Raw genomic sequence first — 23,426 nt, 5'->3', positions numbered from 1 at the left:
CGGGCCGCAAAGGCAACCGGATCGAGTGGGCGGGGGGCCGATGAATCGCGACCCGCAGCTTGCCGGAGCGCGGCGGCGTGGATATAAGCCCGGCAACTCCTCCCACCCTTAGCTTTCAAGGACATTCCATGGCGATCGAACGGACTTTCTCGATTCTCAAGCCCGATGCGACCGAGCGCAACATCACCGGCGCGATCAACGCGCTGATCGAACAGGCCGGTCTGCGGATCGTCGCCCAGAAGCGGATCCGCATGACCCGCGAGCAGGCTGAGACCTTCTATGCGGTGCACAAGGAACGCCCGTTCTTTGGTGAACTGGTCGACTTCATGATCTCCGGCCCGGTCGTGGTTCAGGTGCTCGAAGGCGAGGGCGCGATCGCCAAGTACCGCGACGTGATGGGCGCGACCGATCCGTCGAAGGCGGCTGACGGCACCATCCGCAAGGCGCACGCCAAGTCGATCGGCGAGAACTCGGTGCACGGTTCGGACGCGGCGGAAACCGCCAAGATCGAAATCGCCCAGTTCTTCTCCGGCAACGAAATCGTCGGCTAAGCATTACCACGTCGGACGTTCCCGGCCGCTGATCATCGGCGGCCGCGGGACCCCGGCGACATCGGGGAAAGACCGTGGACTGGGTGCTGCACGTCTTCGACCCCGCGACCTTCTGGTCGATCGTCGCGCAATTCAAGAGCGACGTTCAGCAGCCCGAATTCTGGATTTCCGTCGGCAAGATCATCTGGATCAACGTGCTGTTGTCAGGCGACAACGCGCTGGTGATCGCGCTCGCCTGCCGCGGGCTCAAGCCGCATCATCGGCTGTGGGGCATGGTGCTCGGTGCCGCCGCCGCCGTCATGCTGCGCATCATTTTCACCGGCATCGTCGCCACCCTGATGGAGTGGCCGTATCTCAAGCTGGTCGGCGGCTTGGCGCTGCTGGTGATCGCCGCCAAGCTGGTGGTTCCTGACAACGAAGACGAAGACAGCGTTCGAGCCGCTTCGCATCTGCTGCACGCGGTCCAGATCGTGGTCGTGGCCGACATCATCATGAGCCTCGACAACGTCATCGCCGTTGCAGCGGCTGCTGACGGCAATGTGGTCCTGCTGATCCTCGGACTCACGATCAGCGTCCCGCTGATCGTGGCAGGGGCGGCGCTGATCCTGATGGTGCTGGAGAAACTGCCGGTCCTGGTGTGGGCGGGGGCGGCGCTGCTCGGCTGGATCGCCGGGCAGGTGATCGCCACCGATGCCGCCGCACTTCCGTTCGTGCACAAGCTCGATGCACCGATCGGCACTCAGCTCGATGCGCTGTTCGGCATGATGGGAATGTACACGCACCTCGCCGGCAACGGCACCGTCGGCGAACATTTGTTCGCGGTGTCCGGCGCCGTCGTCGTTCTGATTGCGGGATCGATCTGGCGAAGCCGGCAGTCGGCTGCGCAGAGCGCCTGACCGCGGTCTGCGGTTGCCGGATAAAAAAAGCGAGCCGGGCTGGCTCGCTTCATCCTTGGAACGTGAGACGAGGGGTGCCGTCAGGCCGTCCCGGCAATCACGCCGTGGCTGTGATCAGCTCCATTGTGGCCGCCGCACTCCACGGTGCGGGTGCGATCGTAGGCTTCACGGACGATGTGGTAGCAGTCGCAGGTCCGGTTCTCCAGCGCTTGGCGATCGACGATCCGCACCGCTCCGCGCCGCTTCTCGACCACGCCTTCCGCCTCGAGCTGAAGCAGCGCATTGGTGATGCTGGCGCGCCGAACGCCCATGCTGGCGGCAAGCAGCTCGTGCGTGATGTACAGCACGTCGCTCTGAATGCGATCGTTCGCCAACAGCAGCCAACGCGCCAGGCGCTGATTGATCTCGTGCTTCGCCGCGCACAGCACGCTCTGCGTATTCTGGGCGATCAGCGCCGGCACATAGCGAAGCATCTCTTCGCGGATCTGCGGCCGGTCAGCGATCACCCGGGCCAGATCATCGGCTTCGATCCTGAGCGCAGTCCCCGGCATGCACACCACCGACCGCTGCGACGAGACCTCTGCGCCCAGAACCAGCGGCACGCCGACATAGCCGAAGTAGCCGACCATGGCCGTCTCGACGAAATCGGTGCGGGTTCCAGAAAGGTGCGACACGAGGCCGTCTTCGATGAAGTGCACGCATTCGACGCGGCGGTTGGCTTCCTGCAGCACGGCACGCCCACGAAACTCGACGGGCCGGAGCAAAGGCTTGAGCGCTTCGAAATCGTCCGGTGCAAGTTGTGCCAGAACTCGATTTCTCACTACAGGAGAGCTTGCTTGAAGATCGTTCGCCAAGATCTGAACGGCTCCTTGGTGGTGTTGTTTCTACTTTGGAACCGAGTCCTCTCGGCCCGAAGGGAGCTTACCGGACAGAGGCGGGGGTGGCCACGTTCGAAAGTGTCCTAAATTGTCGCATCCTTGCCGCGATAACGGCACAGTTCGGCGGTGCAGCAAATCTTGTCAGCAGAGACGCAGAGCATCTGTAGTCGAAACAGGCAGCCGTCTGCCGACCGAACTACGCTTTGCTATAGATTGCAGCGCGGATTGCTTCGGAACTGATCAGTCGCGCTGCGTACTACGCGATCTCTGTCAGTTGGATCGTGCGAGGCTTGCTATACCACAAATTTCGTGTTGCAATTGACGCGCAATCGGATCTGGCCCCCTCGGCTTTATGTTTCGCGACTGGGAAATCGATAACGCATTGGGTTCGCCGTTTGTGGCGTGGCACGCGGGCAGCGTGCCGCGTCTTTTTTGTATCTAGATCGGGAGGCAGGCGATGCAAAAGGGCACCGTCAAATGGTTCAACCCCACCAAGGGGTACGGCTTCATCCGTCCGACCACGGGTGACAAGGACGTTTTCGTCCATATTTCAGCGGTCGAGCGTGCTGGGCTGAGCACGCTCAACGAGAACCAGGCGATCGAGTACGATCTGGTCGAGAACCGTGGGCGCACGTCGGCGGAGAACCTGAAGATCTCCTAATCTGAAACGCCGCTGTTGTCGGACTGCCCCCGGTCGAAAGCCGGGGGAACTTCGTGTATCCGATCACTCTGCCGCGGGCGAGATCAGCGTTCGCGCCGGAGCGTTGGGGGCCGACGTCCGGCACAGATCGCCGTCGAACCGCAGCAGGCCCTCAGCCAGCAGCCGCAGCGCTTCCGGGTAGATGCGATGCTCGACCGACAGCACACGCGCAGCCAGCGTGTCCGGCGTGTCGTCGTCCTGCACCGGTACCGCGCCCTGCACGATGATCGGGCCGGCGTCGGTGTCGGGCGTGACGAAGTGCACGGTGGCGCCGGAGATCTTCACGCCAGCGCGCAGCGCCTGTCCGTGCGGATCGAGACCGGGGAACGACGGCAGTAAGGACGGATGGATGTTCAGCATCCGGCCGTACCAACGCTGCGCGAATTCGGCGGTGAACAGCCGCATGAAGCCGCCGAGGCAGATCAGCTCGATTCCCCGTGCGTCGAGCTCAGCCTGCAGCACGGCTTCGAAGCCGGCTCGGTCCTTGCCGAACGGCTTGCTTTCGATCACCACGGTGGCGATGCCGCTGCGTTCGGCGATCGCAAGACCGCCAGCGGTGGCCACGTTGGAGATCACCACAGCGATTTCGGCTGGAAACCCGTCCTCAGCGGCGGCGTCGATCAGCGCGGCCATGTTGGAGCCGCGTCCGGAAATCAGGATGGCAACGCGGGGCTTCATCGCGGAACTCACAGGGCGAGATCGAGGTGGCCGTCATAGACCACCCGCTGCTCGCCCTTGGCGGCAATCACCTGGCCGAGCAGATGCACGCTCTCGCCGCTTGCGGTCAGGCGTTCGATGACCTCGTCGGTCGCGTCAGCCTTGACGATCGCGATCATGCCGATGCCGCAATTGAAGGTGCGCAGCAGCTCGAGCTCGGCGATCCCGCCTTGCTCGGCGAGCCATTTGAACACCGGCAGCACCGGAATCCGCGGCAGGTCGATGCCGACGCCGAGATGCTTCGGCAGCACCCGCGGGATGTTCTCGGTGAAGCCGCCGCCGGTGATGTGGGCGAGGCCCTTGATCGCGCCGGTGTCGCGGATCGCCTGCAGGCACGACTTCACATAGAGCTTGGTCGGCGCCAGAAGCGCACCGCCGAGCGTCATCACCGGCGAAAACGGCGCCGGCGCGTCGTAGGGCAGGCCGGATTTCTCGACGATCTTGCGGACCAGCGAGAAGCCGTTGGAATGGACGCCGGAAGACGCCAGTCCGATCACCACGTCGCCCTCGGCGATGTCCTTCGACGGCAGCAGCGTGCCGCGTTCGGCGGCTCCGACCGCAAAGCCGGCGAGATCGTAGTCGCCGTCCTTGTAGAGGCCCGGCATTTCGGCGGTCTCGCCGCCGATCAGCGCACAACCGGATTCCCGGCAGGCTTCCGCCACGCCTGCGACGATCTCAGCGGCCGCGACCGGATCGAGCTTGCCGCAGGCGAAGTAATCGAGAAAGAACAGCGGCTCGGCGCCCTGCACGACGAGGTCGTTGACCGACATCGCCACCAGGTCGATGCCGATGCCGGTGTGCAGGCCGGCGTCGATCGCCACCTTGATCTTGGTGCCGACGCCGTCGGTCGCCGCGACCAGCACCGGATCCTTGAAGCCGGCCGCCTTCAGATCGAACAGTCCGCCGAATCCGCCGATTTCGGAGTCCGCGCCGGCGCGAGCGGTCGCGCGCACCATCGGCTTGATCAGATCGACCAGCCGGTTGCCCGCATCGATGTCGACGCCGGAGTCGGCGTAGGTGAGGCCGTGCTTCCGCTCGGTCATGCCCGGTTTCCCAATTCAAGCTGTGCGGCACCCGGGCGACATCGCCAGGGCGAAGCCGCCGTCGTTCCACCAAACGCGAGGACGCTAGACCTAAGTCCCGCTTGTCCGCGCCCGGCCGATGTTTTGGGGTGGTTACGTCGGATTCCGCCAGCGTGCAATGGCTCGCAAGGGGGCCCAGCATGGTCTATGTAGAAAACCAGCCCGCTCCATCGACGAAAGTCGATATTCTTCGGCGGATTTGGGCCGGAAGTCGGGAGCGTTGTGTGAGCATTCCGAACATCATTACGCTCTGCCGCATTCTGCTGGTGCCGGTCGTGGTCTGGGCGATCGCGTCGAATGAAATGGAGATCGCTTTCGCGGTGTTCGTGGTGGCCGGCGTCAGCGACGCGGTCGACGGATTCCTGGCCAAGCGGTTCAACATGGCCAGCGAGCTGGGCGCGCTGCTCGATCCGCTCGCCGACAAGGCCCTGCTGGTCTCGATCTATGTCTCGCTCGGGATCTGGGGCGCGATCCCGCGCTGGCTGGTCATTCTGGTGGTGTCGCGCGACATCATGATCGTCGGTGCGGTGATGATCTCCTGGGTGTTCGGTCGTCCGATCCCGATGAAGCCGCTGATGGTTTCCAAGCTGAACACTGTCGCCCAGGTGTCGTTCGCCGCCCTGGTGCTTGGGGCGCTGGCCTTCGCCTTCGAGCCTGCGCCGTACGACCTGCTGCTGATGGCGGCGGTGACCGTCTTGACCTTGCTTTCCGTCTCCCTCTATCTCGTCGAGTGGATGCGGCACATGAGCACGATCGAGCCAGGCCGTTGACCGCGTCGGCCGGCCGCGTTTTCGGGCCGGCATGGAGCGCCCTGTGGCAGTTCGCGTTGAACCTCGACAACTAGCTCTCGATCTGCCGCACGCCGAAAGCCTGTCGCGCGAGGATTTTCTGGAAGGCTCGGCCAACACCGCGGCGCTCTCTTTGATCGAGAGTTGGCCGGACTGGCCCAACCGTATCATGATGCTGGTGGGCCCCGAGGGCAGCGGCAAGAGCCATCTGGCCGCGATCTGGGCCGAGCTCGCCGGAGCGCGGTCGACCGCGGCGCAGGCGTTGAATGCGGCGGCGGTGCCCGGCGCGCTGGCGACCGGCGCGGTGGTCGTCGAAGACCTTGCCCCGGGCAGCTTCGACGAACGAGCGCTGTTCCACCTGATCAACATGGCCCGCGAAGACGAAGCCTATGTGCTGTTCACCGGCCGCCTCGCGCCTTCGGCCTTTCCGGTGGAGTTGCGCGACCTGAAGTCGCGGTTGCGTGCGGTGCCTGTGGTCTCGCTACTGCCGCCCGACGATGCGCTGTTTCGTGCCCTGATCGTCAAGTTCTGCGCCGACCGGCAGATGTGCATCGACGCCGGTCTGGTCGGCTATCTGGCCAACCGGATCGACCGTTCGTTCGTCGCGGCACGGCGCGTGGTCGAGAAGCTCGACACCATGGCGCTGCGGCTCGGCCGGCCTGTGACACGGGCACTGGCGTCCGAGATTCTGCGCGACGATTGAGCAGCCTGCGGCAATGATGCCGCCAGCGCGCCGCTTGACGGCTTCTGTGCCTCGTTTCTCAATGTCATGGAAACGTCATGCCACGTCCGCATTGTCTCGCGGCGCCGCAGCCGCGGCGCGCTACATCCTGGTCTGGATCGATTCCTCATGGACTCCGAGCAAGTGATTGCGATCGAAGAGAAAAAAGGCGAGGCCGAGCCGGCCTCGATGGTTGCAGCGGGCCCCGAGCGATTCATCAATCGCGAGCTGTCATGGCTGCACTTCAACCGTCGGGTGCTCGAAGAATCGGTCAATCCGCACCATCCGGTGCTGGAGCGGGTCCGGTTTTTGTCGATTTCGGCCAACAACCTCGATGAGTTCTTCATGGTCCGCGTCGCCGGTATCAAGGCGCAGATCCGCGAGGGCATCACTGAACGCAGCCCGGACGGGCTGACGCCGTCCGAACAGCTTGGGCTGATCAACGAGGCTGTTTCGAAGCTCGCGAGCGATCAGCAGTCGATCTGGCGCGAGTTGCGCGGGGTGCTGGGCGATCACGGTATTCTGTTGCTGGACGGAAAGGACGTCACGAAATCGGAGCGCGCTTGGGTGGAGGATCATTTCCTCCACAACATTTTCCCGCTGTTGACGCCGCTGGCGATCGACCCGGCGCACCCGTTCCCGTTCATTCCGAGCCTCGGCTTCACAATCGGCCTGCAACTGGCGCGGGTGTCCGACGGCAAGCCGATGAATGCGTTGATTCGGATGCCGGCGCGGATCGACCGTTTCATCCGTCTGCCCGGGAATGGGCGCGACCAGACTGTCCGGGTGATGACGCTGGAGCAGGCGACCTCGCTGTTCATCGGACGGCTGTTCCCCGGCTACCACGTCAAGGGGCAGGGCTCGTTCCGGATCATCCGCGACAGCGAACTGGAGATCGAGGAAGAGGCCGAGGATCTGGTCCGGCTGTTCGAGACCGCGCTGAAGCGCCGCCGCCGCGGGTCGGTGATCCGGCTCGAAGTGGATTCGGCGATGCCCGAAGAGCTGCGGGTGTTCGTGCAGCGCGCGCTCGGCGCCGCCGACGACGAGGCATTCCTGGTCGACGGCGTGCTGGCGATGAACGAGCTGTCGCAGCTCACCCGGGTCGATCGCCCCGACCTCGAATTCGTGCCCTACGTGCCGCGGCATCCGGAGCGGGTCCGCGACCATGGCGGCGACATCTTCGCGGCGATCCGGCAGAAAGACCTGATCGTCCACCATCCGTATGAATCGTTCGACGTCGTCGTCCAGTTCCTGCAGCAGGCGGCGCGCGATCCCGACGTGGTCGCGATCAAGCAGACGCTGTACCGGACCTCGAACAACTCGCCGATCGTCCGCGCGCTGGCCGAGGCCGCCGAGGCCGGCAAGTCGGTCACCGCACTGGTCGAGCTGAAGGCGCGGTTCGACGAGGAAGCCAACATCCGCTGGGCGCGCGACCTGGAGCGCGCCGGCGTGCAGGTGGTTTACGGCTTCCTGCAGCTCAAGACCCACGCCAAGCTGTCGCTGGTGGTGCGGCGCGAGGGCGGCAGTCTCACCACCTACATCCACACCGGCACCGGCAACTACCATCCGGTGACGGCCCGTATCTATACGGACCTGTCGTACTTCACGTCCGATCCGATCCTCGGCCGCGACGCCGCGCGGGTGTTCAACTACATTACCGGCTATGCCGAGCCGAGCGACATCGAGAAGATGGCGGTGTCGCCGATCACGTTGCGCAAGACCATGCTGGCGCACATTCGCGGCGAGACCGACTTCGCCCGCAACGGCAAGCCGGCGGCGATCTGGCTGAAGATGAACTCGCTGGTCGATCCGGAGATCATCGACGCGCTGTACGAGGCATCGCGCGCCGGGGTGACGGTCGAACTCGTGGTGCGCGGCATCTGCTGCCTGCGGCCGGGGGTGCCGGGCCTGTCCGACAACATCCGGGTGAAATCGATCATCGGCCGGTTCCTGGAGCACGGCCGCATCTACTGTTTCGGCAACGGTCACGGACTGCCGAGCGCCAAGGCGGCGGTGTACATCTCTTCGGCCGACATGATGCCGCGCAATCTCGACCGCCGGGTCGAGGTGCTGTGCCCGATGCTGAACCCGACCGTGCATCAGCAGGTGCTGGAACAGATCATGGTCGCGAACCTGAAGGATACCGAGCAGAGCTGGCGGTTGTTGCCGGACGGTTCGTCCACGCGTATGAAGGCCGGCAAGGGCGAGGAGCCCTTCAACGTCCACAACTACTTCATGACCAATCCGAGTCTGTCCGGCCGTGGGAAGTCGCTTCAGGAATCCTCGCCCCGCCGGCTCACCCGGCGTGCCGAGCGCCAGCAGTCCCAGCAATCCTCCTGAGGGACTCCGACGTTGAGCAAGCAGCCGCGCAGGCGCGACCCCAGCGTCGCCGTCATCGACATCGGCTCGAATTCGGTGCGCCTCGTGGTGTACGAGGCGCTGGCCCGCAGCCTGGTCACGGTGTTCAACGAAAAGGCGCTGTGCGGGCTCGGGCGCGAGGTGCAGACCACCGGGCTGCTGACCGAAGACGCGGTCGGCAAGGCGCTGGTTGCGCTGAGGCGGTTTCGCGCGCTGATCCGGGTCATGAAGGTCGGCAAGGTGTTCGCGATCGCCACCGCCGCCTGCCGCGACGCCAAGAACGGGCCGGACTTCATCGCCGAGGCTGAGCGGATCTGCGGCGTCACCATCGAGATCCTGTCGGGACCGCGCGAAGCCAAGCTGTCGGCGCTCGGGGTGATCTCAGGTGTGCACAAGCCGAACGGCGTGGTCGGCGATCTCGGCGGCGGCTCGCTCGAACTGATCGACGTCCGCGGCAATGCGGTGCGCAAGGGCGTGACGCTGCCGCTCGGCAGCCTTGCCCTGCAGGACGCCTCGCAGAAATCACTCAAGCGTGCCGAGCGGATCGCTCAGCAATTGCTGTCGGAGGCGGGGCCGCTGAAGACCGCCCGCGGCCGCACGTTCTACGCGGTCGGCGGAACCTGGCGCGCGCTCGCCCGCATCCACATCATCCAGAGCGGCCATTCGCTCAAAGTGATGCATGGCTATTCGATCTCGGCGGCGGAAGCGCTGCGCTTCGCGCAGCGGCTGCGGGTGTTGGTGGCGGCCAATCAGCTCGCCGATATCGAGGTCATCGCCGACGCGCGGCGTCCGTTGCTCGCCTATGCGGCGGTCGTGCTCGAATACGTCATCCGGATCGCCAAGCCGAAGACGATCGTGTTCTCGACCTACGGCGTGCGCGAAGGGTTGCTTTACGAGCAATTGTCGCCGGAGGAGCGCGCCAAGGACGGGCTGCTGTGCGCTGCGCAGAATCTGAATCTGCTGCTGTCGCGATCGGCGCGTCATGCCGAGGAGCTGATCGAGTGGACCGACCGGCTGTTCCGCGTCGCCAAGGTCAAGGAAACCGAAGAGGATCGCCGGCTGCGGCGCGCGGCCTGCCTGATGTCGGATGTCGGCTGGCGGGTGCATCCCGATCATCGCGGCGAACAGACTTTGTCGCTGATCGCGAACGCCAATTTCGGCGACGTCACCCATCGCGACCGCGCCTTCATGGGGTTGTCGGTGTACTACCGCTACGCCGGCTTCAGCGAGCAGAACGAACCGCCGATGTCAGCGCGCGAACTGGTGACCGAAGCGCTCGACGAGCGCGCGCGGCTGCTCGGGGCGGCGTTCCGGGTCGCGCATCTGATCAGCGCGGCGCGGCCGGGGGTGCTGCCGGCGACGCATTTTCGCACCGAGGGCCGCAAGCTGATGCTGGTGTTCGAGCATAGCCTGGTCGATCTGGTCGCCGACCGTGTCGGCAGCCGGTTCAAGCAGCTCGCCAAGATGGTCGGGCGCTCAGGGACGATCGTGCTGCGCTGAAGCCCGCGCGGCTTACACCAGGATGTGGTCGACCGGCGCCGGCAACGGCGGCAGGTCGGTTTCGCCGAGAGCTTCGCGCAGATTGATCTCGATGGTGTCGGCCAGCGCCGCGATCGGCAGATCGTTGGGGAGTTGGCCGAACGGCTCTTCCAGCTCGGAGCCGAGCGCGTCGAGACCGAAGAAGGTGTAGGCCGCCAGCGCGGTGGCGAACGGCGTCAGCCAGCCGAGGGTGTTGGCGAAGCCGAACGGCAGCAGCAGGCAGAATACGTAGGCGGTTCGATGCAGCAGCAGCGAATAGCCGAACGGCACCGGCGTCGAACGGATGCGTTCGCATGCGGCCTGCACCATCGCCATCTGGCCGATGGTGCGATCGATGATCTGGAACGGGATGTCGCGCAATTCGCCGCTGCGATGCAGGGCAGCGAGTTCGGCCTGCATCGCCGAGAGGATGACTTCGGGCGCGTTGCGGCTGGCCTCATAGCGCGCGCGGGTCTCGGCGCTAAGGTGGCGCGTCACCTTGGTGGTGTCGCTTCCCGGGCGAAGGTGCAGCACCAGCGCCCGGGCGAACGCCATCGCCAGCGTCAGCAGCTTCTGGCGGCTGCGCTCCGGATCGGCGCCGGAGCAGGGCAGGATCTGCGTCTGTCGCGCCAGATTGCGGCTGAGACAGATCAGTTCGCCCCAGTGGCGGCGCGCTTCCCACCAACGGTCGTAACAGGCGTTGTTGCGGAAGCCCATGAAGATCGACAGCGCGATGCCGAGCACCGTGAACGGCGCGCTGTTGAAATCCGAGACGAGGCCCGGATAGGCGTGGTGCGCCCACACCACCGCGACCGACAAGGCGGCGATCAGCAGGGCCTGCGGAAAGATCCGCTGCACCACCGAGCCTTGAACCAGAAAGAAGAGCTGAAGCAGATTGGGCTGCGGTCGAACGATCATTGATCGGCGCTTTGACTCCGAGTGCCTGCGCCGCGATCCACCTGGATCACCTTGCCCCGTTCGATCGCCAGCGACAGCCGGCCGTGCTTGAGTGCGAGCGCAGCCTCGCCAAACAACTCGCGCCGCCAGCCGCGTAGCGCGCCGACATCGGCATTGTCGTCGGCTGCGATCTGTTCGAGGTCGTCGACGGTGGCGATCACCTTGGCGGCGACCGCGTGGCGCTCGGAGGTCATCCGCAGCAGCACCTTGAGCAGTTCGACGATCGCGGTGCCGTTGGAGTTGTTGCGCGGCTTGTCGATCTTCGGCAGCGTCGACGGATCACGCGCCAGCCCACGTTGCACTGCTGCGACGATCTCGGTGCCCCATTTCGAGCGGTCGAACCCCTTCGGCAGCGAGCGCAGATTTGCCAGCTTCTCCAGCGAGGTCGGCGCATGGGTGGCGATGTCGCCGAGCGCGTCGTCCTTGAGAACGCGCGAGCGCGGCACGTCGCGGCTCTGCGCTTCCTGCTCGCGCCAGGCTGCGATCTCCATCAGCACCGCCAGCTCTTTCGGCTTGCGCACCCGGGTCTTCAGCCGCTCCCAGGCACGCTCCGGGTGCACGTCGTAGGTGCTCGGCGAGGTGAGGACTTCCATCTCCTCGCTGACCCAATCGCTGCGGCCGCGTTTCTTCAGGTCGGCATCGAGCGCGGCGAACACGTCGCGCAGATGGGTGACGTCGGAGACCGCGTAGTGAACCTGCTCCTGGGTGAGGGGCCGGCGCGACCAGTCGGTGAAGCGGTGGGTCTTGTCCGGGCGGTGGCCGGTGATGCGCTCGACGAGCTGGTCGTAGGCGATGCTGTCGCCATAGCCGAGCACCATCGCGGCGACCTGGGTGTCGAAAATCGGATGCGGCACGATGCCGGCGCGATGCCAGACGATTTCGATGTCCTGACGGGCGGCGTGGAAGACCTTCAGCACCTGCTCGTTCGCCATCAGGTCGAAGAACGGCTTCAGGTCGATGCCATCGGCCAGCGCGTCGATCACCAGCGCGTCCTCGGCGCTCGCCATCTGCACGACGCACAGCAATGGATAGAACGTCGTCTCCCGGAGAAACTCGGTGTCGACCGTGATGACGGGGTGGCGGGCGAGACGGGCGCAGGCGTCGGCAAGCTGCTCGGAAGTTGAAATCAGGTCCATCAAACTCTGTCGCGTTCGGGGACGGCAGTGGGCGACAATCGGCCGCGCCGGCTGGCCAAAGCCGTCGAATCCCGTCCACTAGACACGCTCGCCCGGCGTCGATCAAGTTCCGCAGAAGGTTTCCAGCACCCGTTCATGGGGCTGCGGCGGCTCCGCATAGCGGGCGAATTCCGCCTTTTCCTCGAAGGGGTTGGCGAGCACCGCCAGGAACTCTTCGAAAGCACCGAAATCATCCCGGTCGACGGCAGCCCGGATCACCGCTTCGACCTGATGGTTACGGGGGATGTAGGCCGGGTTGACCCGGCGCATCGCGTCCCGGCGGGTGGAACCGTCCTGCGGCTCGGCCGCGATCCGCGCCCGCCACCGCGGCGCCCATTCGTCGAAGGCCGACGTATCCGCGAACAGGGTGCGGACCTCGCTGAGATCCGACGGATCGGCAGCGGCGTTGCTCAGGCGGCGGAAGGCGAGGGTGAAGTCGGCTTCGCCCTTGGCCAGGGCCGCCAGAAATTCCTGCGAGAGCTGTTGATCGTCCGGCTGGCTGGTGAACAGGCCGAGCTTGGCGGCCAGCTTGGCAAGATAGGCGGCGTTGAACCGCTCTGCGTAGCCGCCGAGCGCGTCTTGGGCGATGCCGACGCCCTTGTCGTCGTCATCGGCCAGCAGCCTGACCAGGCACTCGGCCAGCCGGGTCAGGTTCCACAATGCGATCGGCGGCTGGTTGCCGTAGGCGTAGCGGCCGAACTGGTCGATCGAGGAGTAGACGGTCTTCGGATCGAAGCTGTCCATGAAGGCACAGGGGCCGTAATCGATGGTCTCGCCGGCGATCGAGCAGTTGTCGGTGTTCATCACCCCGTGGATGAAGCCGATCATCATCCAGCTCGCCACCAGTTCCGCCTGCCGGCCGATCACGCCTTCGAGCAGGGCCAGATAGGGCGAGGGGGCCTCCGCTGCCTCCGGGTAGTGGCGGGCGATGGCGTGGTCGGCGAGCGCCCGTACGCCGTCGAGATCGCCCCGGGCGGCGAAATACTGGAAGGTGCCGACCCGGATGTGGCTGGAGGCCACCCGCGTCAGCACGGCTCCGGGCTGGATCGGATCGCGCAGCACCGTCTCGCCAGTCAGCACAGCAGCGAGCGAGCGGGTGGTCGGGATGCCAAGCGCTGCCATCGCCTCGCTGACGATGTACTCGCGCAGCACCGGGCCGAGCGCGGCGCGGCCGTCGCCCATCCGGGAAAACGGGGTGCGGCCGGCGCCCTTGAGCTGGATATCGCGACGAACGCCGTGGCGGTCGATCACCTCACCGAGCAGGATCGCCCGGCCGTCGCCGAGCTGCGGCACGAAATTGCCGAACTGGTGTCCGGCATAGGCCATCGCGATCGAAGCAGCGGTTTCCGGCATTCGGTTACCGGAAAGGATCTCCGCGCCTTCGGGCGTCTCGAGCAGGTCCGGATCAAGCCCGAGCTGCAGCGCGAGGGAGCGGTTCAGCTTGATCAACCGGGGGGCGGCGACCGGCGTGGGCGCAACTCGCGCGAAGAAGTTCTGCGGGAGCGCCACGTAGCTGTTGTCGAACGGAAAATGCGCTGTCATCGATCACCAGTTAAGAACGGTTCGCTGCTTCGACAATCCGCCCGAAACCGGCCGGTTTCAACTGTTTCGGCGGAAAAGCTGCAATCCGGAAAGGCTGGCGGGGAAGGCTGCCGCGGTGCCGGACGGGAGAGCCGATAGTGGTGAGTGCTCGTTCCGCATCTGGTTGCCGCGGTGGGTTCGCTCGGGTAAACCCTGACGCTCTCCGCAACGGCTTGCGGACACGCGATTCTGCCTGAAGACGGCTTTCCCGGGATTTCCATGCACCGTTATCGAACCCACACCTGCGGCGCGCTCCGCGACAGCCATATCGACCAGACCGTTCGCCTGTCGGGCTGGTGCCACCGCATTCGCGACCATGGCGGCGTGCTGTTCATCGATCTGCGCGACCATTACGGCATCACCCAGTGCGTCGCCGATCCGGATTCGCCGGCATTCAAGGACGCCGAGAAGCTGCGCGCCGAATGGGTGGTGCGGATGGACGGCCGGGTCCGCCGGCGCCCCGAGGGCACCGAGAATCCCGATCTGCCGACCGGCGCGGTCGAAGTGTTCGTGACCGAGATCGAAGTGCTCGGCCCGGCGGGCGAACTGCCGCTGCCGGTGTTCGGCGAGCAGGAATATCCGGAAGACGTGCGGCTGCGCTATCGCTTCCTCGACCTGCGCCGCGAAAAGCTGCACCAGAACATCATGACCCGCGGCGCCATCGTCGACTCGATGCGCCGGCGCATGAAGGAGCAGGGCTTCTTCGAATTCCAGACCCCGATCCTGACCGCGTCGTCGCCGGAAGGCGCGCGCGACTTCCTGGTGCCGAGCCGCATCCATCCCGGCAAGTTCTACGCGCTGCCGCAGGCGCCGCAGCAGTACAAGCAACTGCTGATGATGTCGGGCTTCGATCGTTACTTCCAGATCGCGCCGTGTTTCCGCGACGAAGACCCGCGCGCCGATCGTCTGCCGGGCGAGTTCTATCAGCTCGACGTCGAGATGAGCTTCATCACTCAGGAGGACGTGTTCGCCGCGATGGAGCCGGTGATCACCGGCGTGTTCGAGGAATTCGCCAAAGGCAAGCGCGTCACCAGGGGCTGGCCGCGCATCGCATTCGCGGACTCGATGCGCAAATACGGCACCGACAAGCCTGACCTTCGTAACCCGATCGAGATGCAGGACGTCTCCGAGCATTTCCGCGGCTCCGGCTTCAAGGTGTTCGCGCGGATGCTCGAAGAGCAGCGCAACCAGGTCTGGGCGATCCCGGGTCCCGGTGGCGGCTCCAGAGCGTTCTGCGACCGCATGAACTCGTGGGCGCAGGGCGAAGGCCAGCCGGGGCTCGGCTACATCATGTGGCGCGAAGGCGGCGAGGGCGCCGGTCCTTTGGCGAACAACATCGGACCGGAGCGCACCGAAGCGATCCGCGCCGCGCTCGGCCTCAAGGCGGGCGACGCCGCGTTCTTCGTGGCCGGCGATCCGTCGAAGTTCGTCAAGTTCGCTGGCCTCGCGCGCACCAAGGTCGGCGAGGAATTGAACCTGATCGACAGGGATCAGTTCGCGCTCGCCTGGGTCGTCGACTTCCCGATGTACGAGTACAACGAGGACGACAAGAAGGTCGACTTCTCGCACAACCCGTTCTCGATGCCGCAGGGCGGCATGGAGGCGCTGACGTCGCAGGACCCGCTGACCATCAAGGCGTTCCAGTACGACATCACCTGCAATGGCTACGAGATCGCCTCGGGCGGCATCCGCAACCATCGTCCCGAGGCGATGGTGAAGGCGTTCGAGATCGCCGGCTATGGCGAGCAGGAAGTGATCGACCGGTTCGGCGGCATGTATCGCGCCTTCCAGTACGGCGCGCCGCCGCATGGCGGCATGGCGGCGGGCGTCGACCGCATCGTGATGCTGCTGTGCGGCACCACCAACCTGCGCGAAATCTCGCTGTTCCCGATGAACCAGCGTGCCGAAGATCTGCTGATGGGGGCGCCGTCGGAGGTGTCGCCCAAGCAACTTCGCGAACTGCACATCCGGCTCAATCTGCCCGACGCCAAGTAAGCGTCGGGCAACGAGTCGAAACCAACCACAATGGCGGGGGAACGTATGGCGTCGTATTCCGAAGATCTTCAGGCGGCAGCGCTCGGCTATCATCGCCGGCCGAAGCCCGGAAAGCTGGAGATTCAGGCATCGAAGCCGCTCGCCAACCAGCGCGACCTCGCGCTGGCCTATTCCCCCGGCGTCGCCGCAGCCTGTAACGCGATCGCAGCCGATCCGGCGCAGGCCGCCGAACTCACCGTGCGATCCAATCTGGTCGCTGTCGTTACCAACGGCACGGCGGTGCTCGGCCTCGGCAATATCGGGCCGCTCGCCGCCAAGCCGGTGATGGAAGGCAAGGCGGTTCTGTTCAAGAAGTTCGCCGGCATCGACGTGTTCGACATCGAGATCGCGGCAGATACCGTCGATCGCGTGGTCGACACTGTGGCGGCGCTGGAGCCGACCTTCGGCGGCATCAACCTCGAAGACATCAAGGGGCCGGAGTGCTTCGAGATCGAGGCGATGCTGAAGGACCGGATGAAGATCCCGGTGTTTCACGACGATCAGCACGGCACCGCGATCATCGTCGGCGCCGCGGTGAAGAACGCGATGGCGCTGACCGGCAAGAACATCGCCGAGGTCAAGATCGTGACCGCAGGCGCCGGCGCGGCTGCGCTGGCCTGTCTGAATCTGCTGGTGTCGCTCGGCGCGCAGCGCAAGAACATCTGGGTCTGTGACCTCGAAGGCCTGGTGTACGAAGGCCGCAATGTTCTGATGGACCGCTGGAAAGAGGTCTATGCGCAGAAAACCGACAAGCGGACGCTGGCCGAAGTCATCCCGGGCGCCGACATCTTCCTCGGCCTCTCCGGTCCTAACGTTTTGTCGCAGGACATGGTCAAGGAAATGGCCGAGCGACCGCTGGTGATGGCGCTCGCCAATCCGACGCCGGAAATCATGCCGGACGAGGTGCGCAAGGCGCGCCCCGATGCGATGATCTGCACCGGGCGTTCGGACTTCCCGAACCAGGTCAACAACGTCCTGTGCTTCCCCTACATCTTCCGCGGCGCGCTCGACGTCGGCGCCACCGCGATCAACGAAGCGATGAAGCACGCGGCGGTCGACGCCATCGCTCAGCTCGCGCGCGAGGCGCCGTCTGATCCGGTGTCGGTCGGTCTCGACAATGACGAGGCGTTCGGCTTCGGTCCGGGATCGCTGATCCCGAGCCCGTTCGACCCGCGGCTGATCTTGCGGATCGCGCCCGCGGTGGCGATGGCCGCGATGGATTCCGGTGTCGCGACCCGGCCGATCACCTCGTTCGACGATTACTACGCGCAGCTCGAGCGATTCGCGTTCCGCTCCGGTCTGGTGATGAAGCCGGTGTTCGCCAAGGCGAAGGGGCAGCCGGTCCGCGTGATCTACGCCGAGGGCGAGGACGAGAAGGTGCTGCACGCGGTGCAGACCATCCTCGAAGAGAAACTGGCGCGGCCGATCCTGGTCGGGCGACCGGCGGTGGTCGAGGCGCGGATCAAGCGCTCGGGCCTGTCGATCCGTCCCGGCGAGGACTTCGATCTGGTCAATCCGCAGGACGACCCGCGCTATCGCTCCTACGTGCAGTCCTATATCGACATCGCCGGCCGCGCCGGCGTCACGCCGGCGGCGGCGCGCACGGTGGTGCGGACCAACTCGACGGTGATCGCGGCGCTCGCGGTGGCGCGCGGCGAGGCGGACGCGATGATCTGCGGTCTCGACGGCCGCTACATGAATCATCTGCGTCACGTCCGCGACGTGATCGGCCGGCGCCCCGGGGTGTCGGACTACGCCGCGCTGGCGCTGCTGATCACCAAGAAGGGGCCGATCTTCATCGCCGACACCCAGGTGCGGCCGAATCCGACCGCCGAAGAGCTGGCGGAACTGGCGGCGCTCGCTGCGGTCCACGTTCAGCGCTTCAACATCAAGCCGAAGATCGCCTTCCTGTCGCATTCGGATTTCGGCAGCTTCCCGACCGACTCGTCGTTGAAGATGCGCCGCGCCACCGCGATCCTCGCCGAGAAACATCCGGAGATCGAAGCCGACGGCGAAATGCAGGGCGACAGCGCGCTGTCGGAAACCTCGCGGCAGATGATCCTGCCGCATTCGCGGCTGACCGGCGTCGCCAACGTGCTGATCATGCCCAATCTCGACACCGCCAACGTCGCCTATCAGATGATCAAGGTGGTGGGCGAGGCGCTGCCGGTCGGCCCGATCCTGATCGGCCCGGCACTGCCGGCGCACATCCTGACGCCGTCGGCGACGCCGCGCGGCATCCTCAACATGACCGCGGTGGCGGTGGTCGAGGCGCAGGAACGGGCGGGGCGGCACCAGGGCACGCTGTTCGCCTGACCGCGCCGCAGCCTGTCGGACTGGTGCGTTTTGTACGTTGGAAAACCCGCTGCGCCGTGCTCATACTGACGGCGCCCGGCGGCGCGCTTGCCGCCGGCAAGCGGGGATGCCAATGTCGGTCTTGATCGCACTCGGGCGCTTTCTGTTCTCCGTCCTGTTCATCTTCTCCGGCGCATCCAAGCTGCTCAACCTGCCTGCGACCACTCAGGCGGCCGGCAAGTTCGTGGTGCCGGAGATGCTGGTCAGCTACACGGCGCAGCTCGAGCAGGCGGCCGGCATGCCGTTCGCTCAGATGCTGGCGCTGGCGGCGGGCGGCATCGAGCTGTTGTGCGGTCTGCTGATCGCGCTGAACTTTGGCGCGCGGTTCTGTGCGCTGGTGTTGATCGTATTCGTCGCGGTCGGAACCTACTACTTCCACGACTTCTGGAATCAGACCGGCCCGGATGCTCAGACCAATCTGACGGTCGCGCTGAAGAACCTGTCGTTGGTCGGCGGCCTGCTGATCATCGCCGGGATCGGCAGGGGCGGCGCCGCGTCCGGTGGCCACGCCTGACCCTCGCTTAGCTGCGGCGCCAGGCGGTGACGCTGACGTCGTGGTCGGCGTCGAGGATCTGCCGGTCGGCCGGGCATAGGCCGTGTGCCGACAGGATCTGCTCGGGCGTCCGCTCGGGCACGCCCGGAAAGCACGGCTCGCCGCCCGGCAGCCGCGCGTGCGGCGCCTGCGACAGAAAGAACGTGTCGTAGCGATCGAAGAACAGCGCGAACACGTCGGGCCCGCCGATGATCGCTACCGTGCCGCTGCTCACGCCGGCGCGGATGCAGGCGTCTTCGAACGAGGCGCCGGCCGGATTCCACAGCACCGCTTTCGGGTTCGACGGGTCGGGTGCCAGGCCGGCGACCTGCCGGGTCACGATCAGGCGGCGGCGCAGCGGCGAGTTCGGCTGGTCCTCGAACGAATTGCGGCCGTGCACGATCAGGTCGGCGCGGTCGAGCGCGGCGGCGAAGAACGCCTGATCGCCGGGGAATTTCAGCGCGTCCGGCATCAGCCGATCAGCGTCGGCGAGGTTGCCCTCCGCCGACACGATCACGCAGCCTTCGATCGTCAATCCCGTCGTCGCCGTCATCGGCGCGTTGCGATCCGCATCAGGGAACTGCGGCCGGCTATTCGGAGACGGTCTGAACCACGGCGTTGACCGGCCGGGTGCTTACCGTCGGCAGCGCCGAGCTCTTGACGAGTTCCTCGTCGTATTGCGGCAGCGTCTGCACCGGCGCCTTGGCGCGCATGTGCACCACCTTGTAGCCGCCGGCTTTCAGCCGCCGCAGCAGTTCCGGCAGCGCCTCGGCGGTGCTCTTCTGGAAATCGTGCATCAGGATGATGCCCTTGCCGCGCTTGTCGAGCTTGTTCATCACGGTGTCGACCACCTGCTGTGACTTGCGCGCCTTGAAGTCGAACGAGTCGAGGTCGCAGGAGAACATCGCGACGTTGCGGGTGCCCAGATAGGTCACCAGCGCCGGCGGGTGCTGCAGCGCCGGGAAGCGGAAGAACGGCGCCGGCGCGCCGCCGATCGCCCACTTCACCGCAGCGAAACCCTTCTCGATCTCGTCCTTGGCCTGCTGCTCGGTGAGCTTCTTGTTGGCCAGATTGGCGTGCGACCAGGTGTGCGCGCCCACGGTATGGCCGGCGGCGGCGACCTGCTTCAGCAATTCCGGATAGTAGGTGGCGTGTTTGCCGATCGGGAAGAAGATCGCGCGGGTGCACTGGTCGGCCAGCGCCTTCAGCACCGCCGGCGTGGTCGCCTGCCACGGACCGTCGTCGAAGGTCAGCACCACTTCCTTGTCGCGCAGGAAGTCGAGCTGCTTGAAATGCTCGAAGCCGAAGCCGGGACCGCCGGTGGTGTCGATCTCGACGATGCGGCCGACGCCGAGCGCGTCCGGATTGGCGCAGACCGGTTTGGCCGCGGCCGCCGGTTGCGGGGCGGGCGCCGGAGCGGGCGCGGCGGCCAACGGGGCGGCGGCCGGCTGCGGGGCAGCGGCGGTGGCCGCCTTCGGAGCCTGCGCCATGGCCGCGGTGGTCCCGAGGGAAACCACACCTGCAACGATCAAAGCTGCCGTGATCCGCATGCCGAAGTCCTTCCGCCGTATGCTCGTCCGAGACTGCGGGGCCGGCCGAGTCGGGCCGGCGCACGCGCCGCACAAGGTAGAGGCTCGCCAGCAGTGGCGCCAACGGTTTTTGACGCGGTCCGGGAGTTGCCCGCAGATTCGACAGCCCGGAAACGGCTAGTTGAGCGGGACGATGAAATCGGTGCCTTTGCCGGTTTCGCCGGCCGAGATGCTGTGGTCGGACACGATCAGTGAGCCACCGTTGGTCAGCGCTTCAGCGATCCGCTTCAGGGCTTCCGGCGGAATCGTCAGCCGGTCGAGGGCTTCAGCCGGGCTGTTGGCTTCACGCGGCGCCTTGGCTTCGCGCGCCAGAGTATTGCCGGAACGGCGGGATTTGCTCCGCACTTCAGGTTCCGCATGAGTTGCCGCAGCCGGCGACATCACCGTCCAGCGGACGCTCTGGTCGTTGCCGAGTTCGGCGGTGAAAACATGGGTGCCGAGCGGCCGGTCGCCTGCCGCGATCGTCACCGGAACGTCGAACAGCGGCGTCTGGTTCTGCCGCACATACAGCCGGCTGTCTTTGCCACTGACGAACGCGGCGATCTGCTGCCTCGGATTCGGAGCCGGGAGGGCGGTCGCGGTCGAGGCTTCCGCGGCCGCTGCATTCGACTGGCCTTGGGCGGGCTGTTGGTCGGCCTGGACGGTCGCGATCTTGTCCTGCGGCTTGGCCGGGGCGCCGGCATCGCCCGTTTCCGTCGCCTTGTCGGAGCCGGCTTTGCCGGACGAGGCGTCGGTGAGGGTGACGGCTGCAGCGGCCGCGTCCGCCGTTCGCACCGGCGCCGCCGCCGTAGGTTTGTCGCTGTCGAGCGCGATGCCGCGCCGCAGCCCTTCAGGGGCGATGATCTGATCGGCCGATCTGTCGACCGCAGCTTTCTGGTCCGGCTTGGCGGTGATCGCCGCCTCGGGCGAGTCTGCGACCATCGGTTCGGGATCTGGCGCCAGCTTCTTCGTCGCCAGCAGCGGGTGCGCGAAGCTGGCCGGGGTGACGTCGCCCGCCGAGACGATCACGCGGGCGCCCATCCGGGTCCAGCCCCACATCTTGATCGCGAACGGCATCGGCATCCGGATGCAGCCGTGCGACGCCGGATAGCCGGGAAGCGCACCGGCATGGAGGGCGATGCCCGACCAGGTGATGCGCTGCATGTAGGGCATCGGGGCGCCGCTGTAGATGTTGGAGCGGTGGTATTTGTTCTTCTGAATAACGCTGAACACGCCCAGCGGCGTCGCGTGACCACGCATGCCGGTCGACACCGGGGTTTCGGCAAACAGGCCGTTGGCGTCGTAGACACGGAGCTTCTGCTGCTCGATCGAGACCGCTATCACCACCGGACCCTGCGGTTTCGATGCCTGTTTTTCGATCTGCCTTTCGAGCTGGTGGTCGAGTTGAAGCCGCTTGCGAGGGGGCTGCCGCTTCGGCGCGGGAGGTGGCGGTGCCTCGTAGATCGGCGCTTCCTCCGACCAGTACCAATAGGGCGACGCTTCTGCGGCAGGTGCGGCCGCGATGGCAATTGCCAGAACGCCGGCCCCCAGCGTTGTGCGAGACAGCGTCGAATGGCCGACACGGCAGTTGCCGGTGCAGGAGTAACGTCGATCGGTGCGATCGGCATCGCCGTGAAATACGCGCACGTGGCTCTTCCCCGAATCTTGCCGCCAGAATGTTAGATGAGTCTCTCTGGCATCAGGCACGTTCACGCTCCCTGCGAACGACCTCACGACCTGACAGACCGTAACAAAAAAGCTTCACCGGAGGTTAAACGCGGCGGCGGGCAAGAGTTGCATCTTTCAAACCGGCGATCTGCGCACCAAATGCACAGAACCGTTGCTATGGAGACTTCGATGAACCGGCGTGCCTCTCTCTTTTGCGTCTCACGCTTCAAATCGGGCGCGCTTGCGCTGCTCGCACTCGCGGCCGTGGGCGTATCCACCGCCGCAGCAGCGGACGATCCTGACCTGATCTTCCGCCGTTCGACGGTGTTCAAGCTGCTCAGCCCGAACGACAAGCTTGCGGTCTATGCGGTCGACGATCCCGAGGTGCAGGGCGTCGCCTGTCATTTCACGGTGCCGGAGCGCGGCGGCTTCAAAGGCTGGCTCGGCCTCGCCGAGGAAGTCTCGGACATCTCGCTGGCGTGCCGTCAGGTCGGTCCGATTCACTTCAAGGGCAAGCTGGATCAGGGCGACGACATGTTCAGCAAACGTCGGTCCGTGTTCTTCAAGAAGATGCAGATCGTCCGCGGCTGCGACCCGAAGCGCAATGTCCTGGTCTATATGGTGTACTCGGACCGCCTGATCGAAGGCTCGCCGAAGAACTCGACCTCGTCGGTGCCGGTGATGCCGTGGGGTGGAGACACCACCGTGGAGAAATGCGGGGACTTCTTCAAATAGCCGTCTTCAATTGACTGTCTTCAATTGAGCGCCTTCAATTGATCGTTCGCACCATTCGGCGCTTCGAGGCTATCGAAGCGCCGAAGTAGCAAAGGGAGGCCGTCTCGCCTCAGGCGGTCTCCCGGTCGTTCGCTATCGGTTCCAACGTCGTGCCGTGCGCCGGAGCACGATAGCCGACCAGCCTGACCAGCCGCTGCGGCATGCATTGGGTGGCGGGATGGCCGAACGGCCCTTGCAAGGCCATCTCACCCGACGTCGCAACACCTCTGCGCCGTTCGTGGTGAGGATCGGTGCGCGGGGAAAGACGCCGCTCTGCAGTGCGATCGCTGCTGCCGCCGTCGCCGAGGGCATTACCGGCCATCATGATTTCCTCCATCGTTTGTTAACGTCGATCGGCGTGAATCGTTGCCGCCTCGCCGAGGCGACATGATCCACACCGGAGCGGGCTTTTCGTGACGCAGTCCGGCGAGCCGGTGCGACGGGGGATCCGTTAGCGTCCCGAACGCGGGCGTCGAGGCTTTCGACGTCCAGCTCTCGATCGTCCAGATCCTCAACGTGCAGGTCTTCGCTGCGGTCGCGATTGCCGAACCGCGATGATCTGCACCCGACGTC

The 23,426-nt window shown here is 65.6% G+C and carries 21 protein-coding genes; 11 read left to right on the top strand and 10 right to left on the bottom strand.

Features of this window, described 5'->3' with window-relative positions:
• The first annotated feature begins 128 nt into the window (after positions 1 to 128).
• Both ndk and FLL57_RS10695 read left to right on the top strand, forming a co-directional pair.
• Positions 129 to 551, top strand: coding sequence for a nucleoside-diphosphate kinase (gene ndk / locus FLL57_RS10700; RefSeq protein WP_013502090.1), 423 nt, complete (start codon positions 129 to 131; stop codon positions 549 to 551).
• 74 nt (positions 552 to 625) lie between these two features.
• Entirely contained in the window at positions 626 to 1,447 is an 822-nt protein-coding gene (locus FLL57_RS10695; protein WP_142882883.1) for a TerC family protein, read from the top strand.
• Positions 1,448 to 1,527: 80 nt separating this feature from the next.
• Here the strand turns inward: FLL57_RS10695 and FLL57_RS10690 are convergent, their stop codons facing one another.
• Entirely contained in the window at positions 1,528 to 2,301 is a 774-nt protein-coding gene (locus tag FLL57_RS10690; protein ID WP_013502092.1) for a Crp/Fnr family transcriptional regulator, read from the bottom strand.
• A 481-nt stretch (positions 2,302 to 2,782) separates the two neighbouring features.
• Here FLL57_RS10690 and FLL57_RS10685 point away from each other — a divergent pair, with 481 nt between their 5' ends.
• The gene (locus FLL57_RS10685; RefSeq protein ID WP_013502093.1) at positions 2,783 to 2,986 is read left to right on the top strand and encodes a cold-shock protein; all 204 of its coding nucleotides are present in this window, start codon (positions 2,783 to 2,785) and stop codon (positions 2,984 to 2,986) included.
• Between the two features lie 63 nt (positions 2,987 to 3,049).
• Here the strand turns inward: FLL57_RS10685 and purN are convergent, their stop codons facing one another.
• Together purN and purM are read right to left on the bottom strand one after the other, a co-directional pair.
• Positions 3,050 to 3,703: a phosphoribosylglycinamide formyltransferase gene (gene purN, locus FLL57_RS10680; protein WP_142882882.1), complete on the bottom strand. Its 654-nt coding sequence runs from the start codon at positions 3,701 to 3,703 to the stop codon at positions 3,050 to 3,052.
• 8 nt (positions 3,704 to 3,711) lie between these two features.
• Positions 3,712 to 4,785, bottom strand: a complete 1,074-nt coding sequence (purM, locus tag FLL57_RS10675) for a phosphoribosylformylglycinamidine cyclo-ligase (RefSeq protein WP_142882881.1) — start codon at positions 4,783 to 4,785, stop codon at positions 3,712 to 3,714.
• Positions 4,786 to 5,048: 263 nt separating this feature from the next.
• Between purM and FLL57_RS10670 the strand changes: the two genes are divergently transcribed.
• The 4 genes from FLL57_RS10670 to ppx all read left to right on the top strand — a co-directional run bounded on the left by FLL57_RS10670 (position 5,049) and on the right by ppx (position 10,191).
• The gene (locus tag FLL57_RS10670) at positions 5,049 to 5,594 is read left to right on the top strand and encodes a CDP-alcohol phosphatidyltransferase family protein (RefSeq protein ID WP_013502096.1); all 546 of its coding nucleotides are present in this window, start codon (positions 5,049 to 5,051) and stop codon (positions 5,592 to 5,594) included.
• Between the two features lie 43 nt (positions 5,595 to 5,637).
• A complete protein-coding gene (locus FLL57_RS10665) occupies positions 5,638 to 6,315 on the top strand; it encodes a chromosomal replication initiator protein DnaA (protein WP_013502097.1) in 678 nt (225 codons plus the stop codon).
• Between the two features lie 147 nt (positions 6,316 to 6,462).
• Positions 6,463 to 8,673, top strand: a complete 2,211-nt coding sequence (locus FLL57_RS10660; protein ID WP_142882880.1) for an RNA degradosome polyphosphate kinase — start codon at positions 6,463 to 6,465, stop codon at positions 8,671 to 8,673.
• 12 nt (positions 8,674 to 8,685) lie between these two features.
• Positions 8,686 to 10,191 carry an exopolyphosphatase gene (gene ppx, locus FLL57_RS10655; protein WP_142882879.1) on the top strand — a complete coding sequence of 502 codons (1,506 nt, stop codon included), beginning with the start codon at positions 8,686 to 8,688 and terminating at the stop codon, positions 10,189 to 10,191.
• Positions 10,192 to 10,203: 12 nt separating this feature from the next.
• Here ppx and FLL57_RS10650 read toward each other — a convergent pair whose 3' ends face one another.
• The 3 genes from FLL57_RS10650 to FLL57_RS10640 form a co-directional block, all read right to left on the bottom strand.
• Positions 10,204 to 11,127, bottom strand: a complete 924-nt coding sequence (locus FLL57_RS10650; RefSeq protein ID WP_142882878.1) for a bestrophin family protein — start codon at positions 11,125 to 11,127, stop codon at positions 10,204 to 10,206.
• The gene (gene rnd, locus FLL57_RS10645; RefSeq protein WP_142882877.1) at positions 11,124 to 12,302 is read right to left on the bottom strand and encodes a ribonuclease D; all 1,179 of its coding nucleotides are present in this window, start codon (positions 12,300 to 12,302) and stop codon (positions 11,124 to 11,126) included. The genes FLL57_RS10650 and rnd overlap by 4 nt, the downstream gene beginning before the upstream one ends.
• Before the next feature lie 102 nt (positions 12,303 to 12,404).
• A complete protein-coding gene (locus FLL57_RS10640; protein ID WP_142882876.1) occupies positions 12,405 to 13,883 on the bottom strand; it encodes a protein adenylyltransferase SelO in 1,479 nt (492 codons plus the stop codon).
• 258 nt (positions 13,884 to 14,141) lie between these two features.
• On the opposite strand from FLL57_RS10640, the gene aspS reads away from it, so the two are divergent.
• The 3 genes from aspS (at position 14,142) to FLL57_RS10625 (ending at position 18,825) form a co-directional block, all read left to right on the top strand.
• Complete coding sequence (aspS, locus tag FLL57_RS10635) at positions 14,142 to 15,917, top strand: aspartate--tRNA ligase (protein ID WP_142882875.1); 1,776 nt, start codon at positions 14,142 to 14,144, stop codon at positions 15,915 to 15,917.
• A gap of 45 nt (positions 15,918 to 15,962) precedes the next feature.
• A complete protein-coding gene (locus tag FLL57_RS10630; protein WP_013502104.1) occupies positions 15,963 to 18,272 on the top strand; it encodes an NADP-dependent malic enzyme in 2,310 nt (769 codons plus the stop codon).
• A 112-nt stretch (positions 18,273 to 18,384) separates the two neighbouring features.
• Entirely contained in the window at positions 18,385 to 18,825 is a 441-nt protein-coding gene (locus tag FLL57_RS10625) for a DoxX family protein (protein ID WP_142882874.1), read from the top strand.
• Positions 18,826 to 18,832: 7 nt separating this feature from the next.
• Here FLL57_RS10625 and FLL57_RS10620 read toward each other — a convergent pair whose 3' ends face one another.
• The 3 genes from FLL57_RS10620 to FLL57_RS10610 all read right to left on the bottom strand — a co-directional run bounded on the left by FLL57_RS10620 (position 18,833) and on the right by FLL57_RS10610 (position 22,058).
• Positions 18,833 to 19,396: a dihydrofolate reductase gene (locus FLL57_RS10620; protein ID WP_142882873.1), complete on the bottom strand. Its 564-nt coding sequence runs from the start codon at positions 19,394 to 19,396 to the stop codon at positions 18,833 to 18,835.
• Positions 19,397 to 19,433: 37 nt separating this feature from the next.
• A complete protein-coding gene (locus FLL57_RS10615; RefSeq protein ID WP_013502107.1) occupies positions 19,434 to 20,393 on the bottom strand; it encodes a polysaccharide deacetylase family protein in 960 nt (319 codons plus the stop codon).
• Between the two features lie 156 nt (positions 20,394 to 20,549).
• The gene (locus tag FLL57_RS10610; protein WP_142882872.1) at positions 20,550 to 22,058 is read right to left on the bottom strand and encodes a L,D-transpeptidase; all 1,509 of its coding nucleotides are present in this window, start codon (positions 22,056 to 22,058) and stop codon (positions 20,550 to 20,552) included.
• A gap of 210 nt (positions 22,059 to 22,268) precedes the next feature.
• Here FLL57_RS10610 and FLL57_RS10605 point away from each other — a divergent pair, with 210 nt between their 5' ends.
• The gene (locus tag FLL57_RS10605; protein WP_013502109.1) at positions 22,269 to 22,814 is read left to right on the top strand and encodes a CreA family protein; all 546 of its coding nucleotides are present in this window, start codon (positions 22,269 to 22,271) and stop codon (positions 22,812 to 22,814) included.
• A gap of 109 nt (positions 22,815 to 22,923) precedes the next feature.
• Here FLL57_RS10605 and FLL57_RS10600 read toward each other — a convergent pair whose 3' ends face one another.
• A complete protein-coding gene (locus FLL57_RS10600; RefSeq protein ID WP_235677255.1) occupies positions 22,924 to 23,190 on the bottom strand; it encodes a hypothetical protein in 267 nt (88 codons plus the stop codon).
• Positions 23,191 to 23,426: the final 236 nt, after the last annotated feature.

Source organism: Rhodopseudomonas palustris, from assembly GCF_007005445.1.
In the GTDB taxonomy this organism is placed as follows: domain Bacteria; phylum Pseudomonadota; class Alphaproteobacteria; order Rhizobiales; family Xanthobacteraceae; genus Rhodopseudomonas; species Rhodopseudomonas palustris_G.
Note: the sequence above shows the minus strand (reverse complement) of the source record. Positions and strands in the feature narration are given on the sequence as shown.

What these genes read in the sequence shown, in the direction of transcription:
- FLL57_RS10685 (WP_013502093.1), top strand. Translation starts at nt 2,783, where the DNA reads ATGCAAAAGGGCACCGTCAAATGGTTCAACCCCACCAAGGGGTACGGC.
- FLL57_RS10600 (WP_235677255.1), bottom strand. Translation starts at nt 23,190, where the DNA reads ATGGAGGAAATCATGATGGCCGGTAATGCCCTCGGCGACGGCGGCAGC.
- FLL57_RS10640 (WP_142882876.1), bottom strand. Translation starts at nt 13,883, where the DNA reads ATGACAGCGCATTTTCCGTTCGACAACAGCTACGTGGCGCTCCCGCAG.
- aspS (WP_142882875.1), top strand. Translation starts at nt 14,142, where the DNA reads ATGCACCGTTATCGAACCCACACCTGCGGCGCGCTCCGCGACAGCCAT.
- FLL57_RS10630 (WP_013502104.1), top strand. Translation starts at nt 15,963, where the DNA reads ATGGCGTCGTATTCCGAAGATCTTCAGGCGGCAGCGCTCGGCTATCAT.
- FLL57_RS10615 (WP_013502107.1), bottom strand. Translation starts at nt 20,393, where the DNA reads ATGCGGATCACGGCAGCTTTGATCGTTGCAGGTGTGGTTTCCCTCGGG.
- purM (WP_142882881.1), bottom strand. Translation starts at nt 4,785, where the DNA reads ATGACCGAGCGGAAGCACGGCCTCACCTACGCCGACTCCGGCGTCGAC.
- FLL57_RS10625 (WP_142882874.1), top strand. Translation starts at nt 18,385, where the DNA reads ATGTCGGTCTTGATCGCACTCGGGCGCTTTCTGTTCTCCGTCCTGTTC.
- ndk (WP_013502090.1), top strand. Translation starts at nt 129, where the DNA reads ATGGCGATCGAACGGACTTTCTCGATTCTCAAGCCCGATGCGACCGAG.
- FLL57_RS10650 (WP_142882878.1), bottom strand. Translation starts at nt 11,127, where the DNA reads ATGATCGTTCGACCGCAGCCCAATCTGCTTCAGCTCTTCTTTCTGGTT.
- purN (WP_142882882.1), bottom strand. Translation starts at nt 3,703, where the DNA reads ATGAAGCCCCGCGTTGCCATCCTGATTTCCGGACGCGGCTCCAACATG.
- FLL57_RS10605 (WP_013502109.1), top strand. Translation starts at nt 22,269, where the DNA reads ATGAACCGGCGTGCCTCTCTCTTTTGCGTCTCACGCTTCAAATCGGGC.
- rnd (WP_142882877.1), bottom strand. Translation starts at nt 12,302, where the DNA reads ATGGACCTGATTTCAACTTCCGAGCAGCTTGCCGACGCCTGCGCCCGT.
- FLL57_RS10660 (WP_142882880.1), top strand. Translation starts at nt 6,463, where the DNA reads ATGGACTCCGAGCAAGTGATTGCGATCGAAGAGAAAAAAGGCGAGGCC.
- FLL57_RS10620 (WP_142882873.1), bottom strand. Translation starts at nt 19,396, where the DNA reads ATGACGGCGACGACGGGATTGACGATCGAAGGCTGCGTGATCGTGTCG.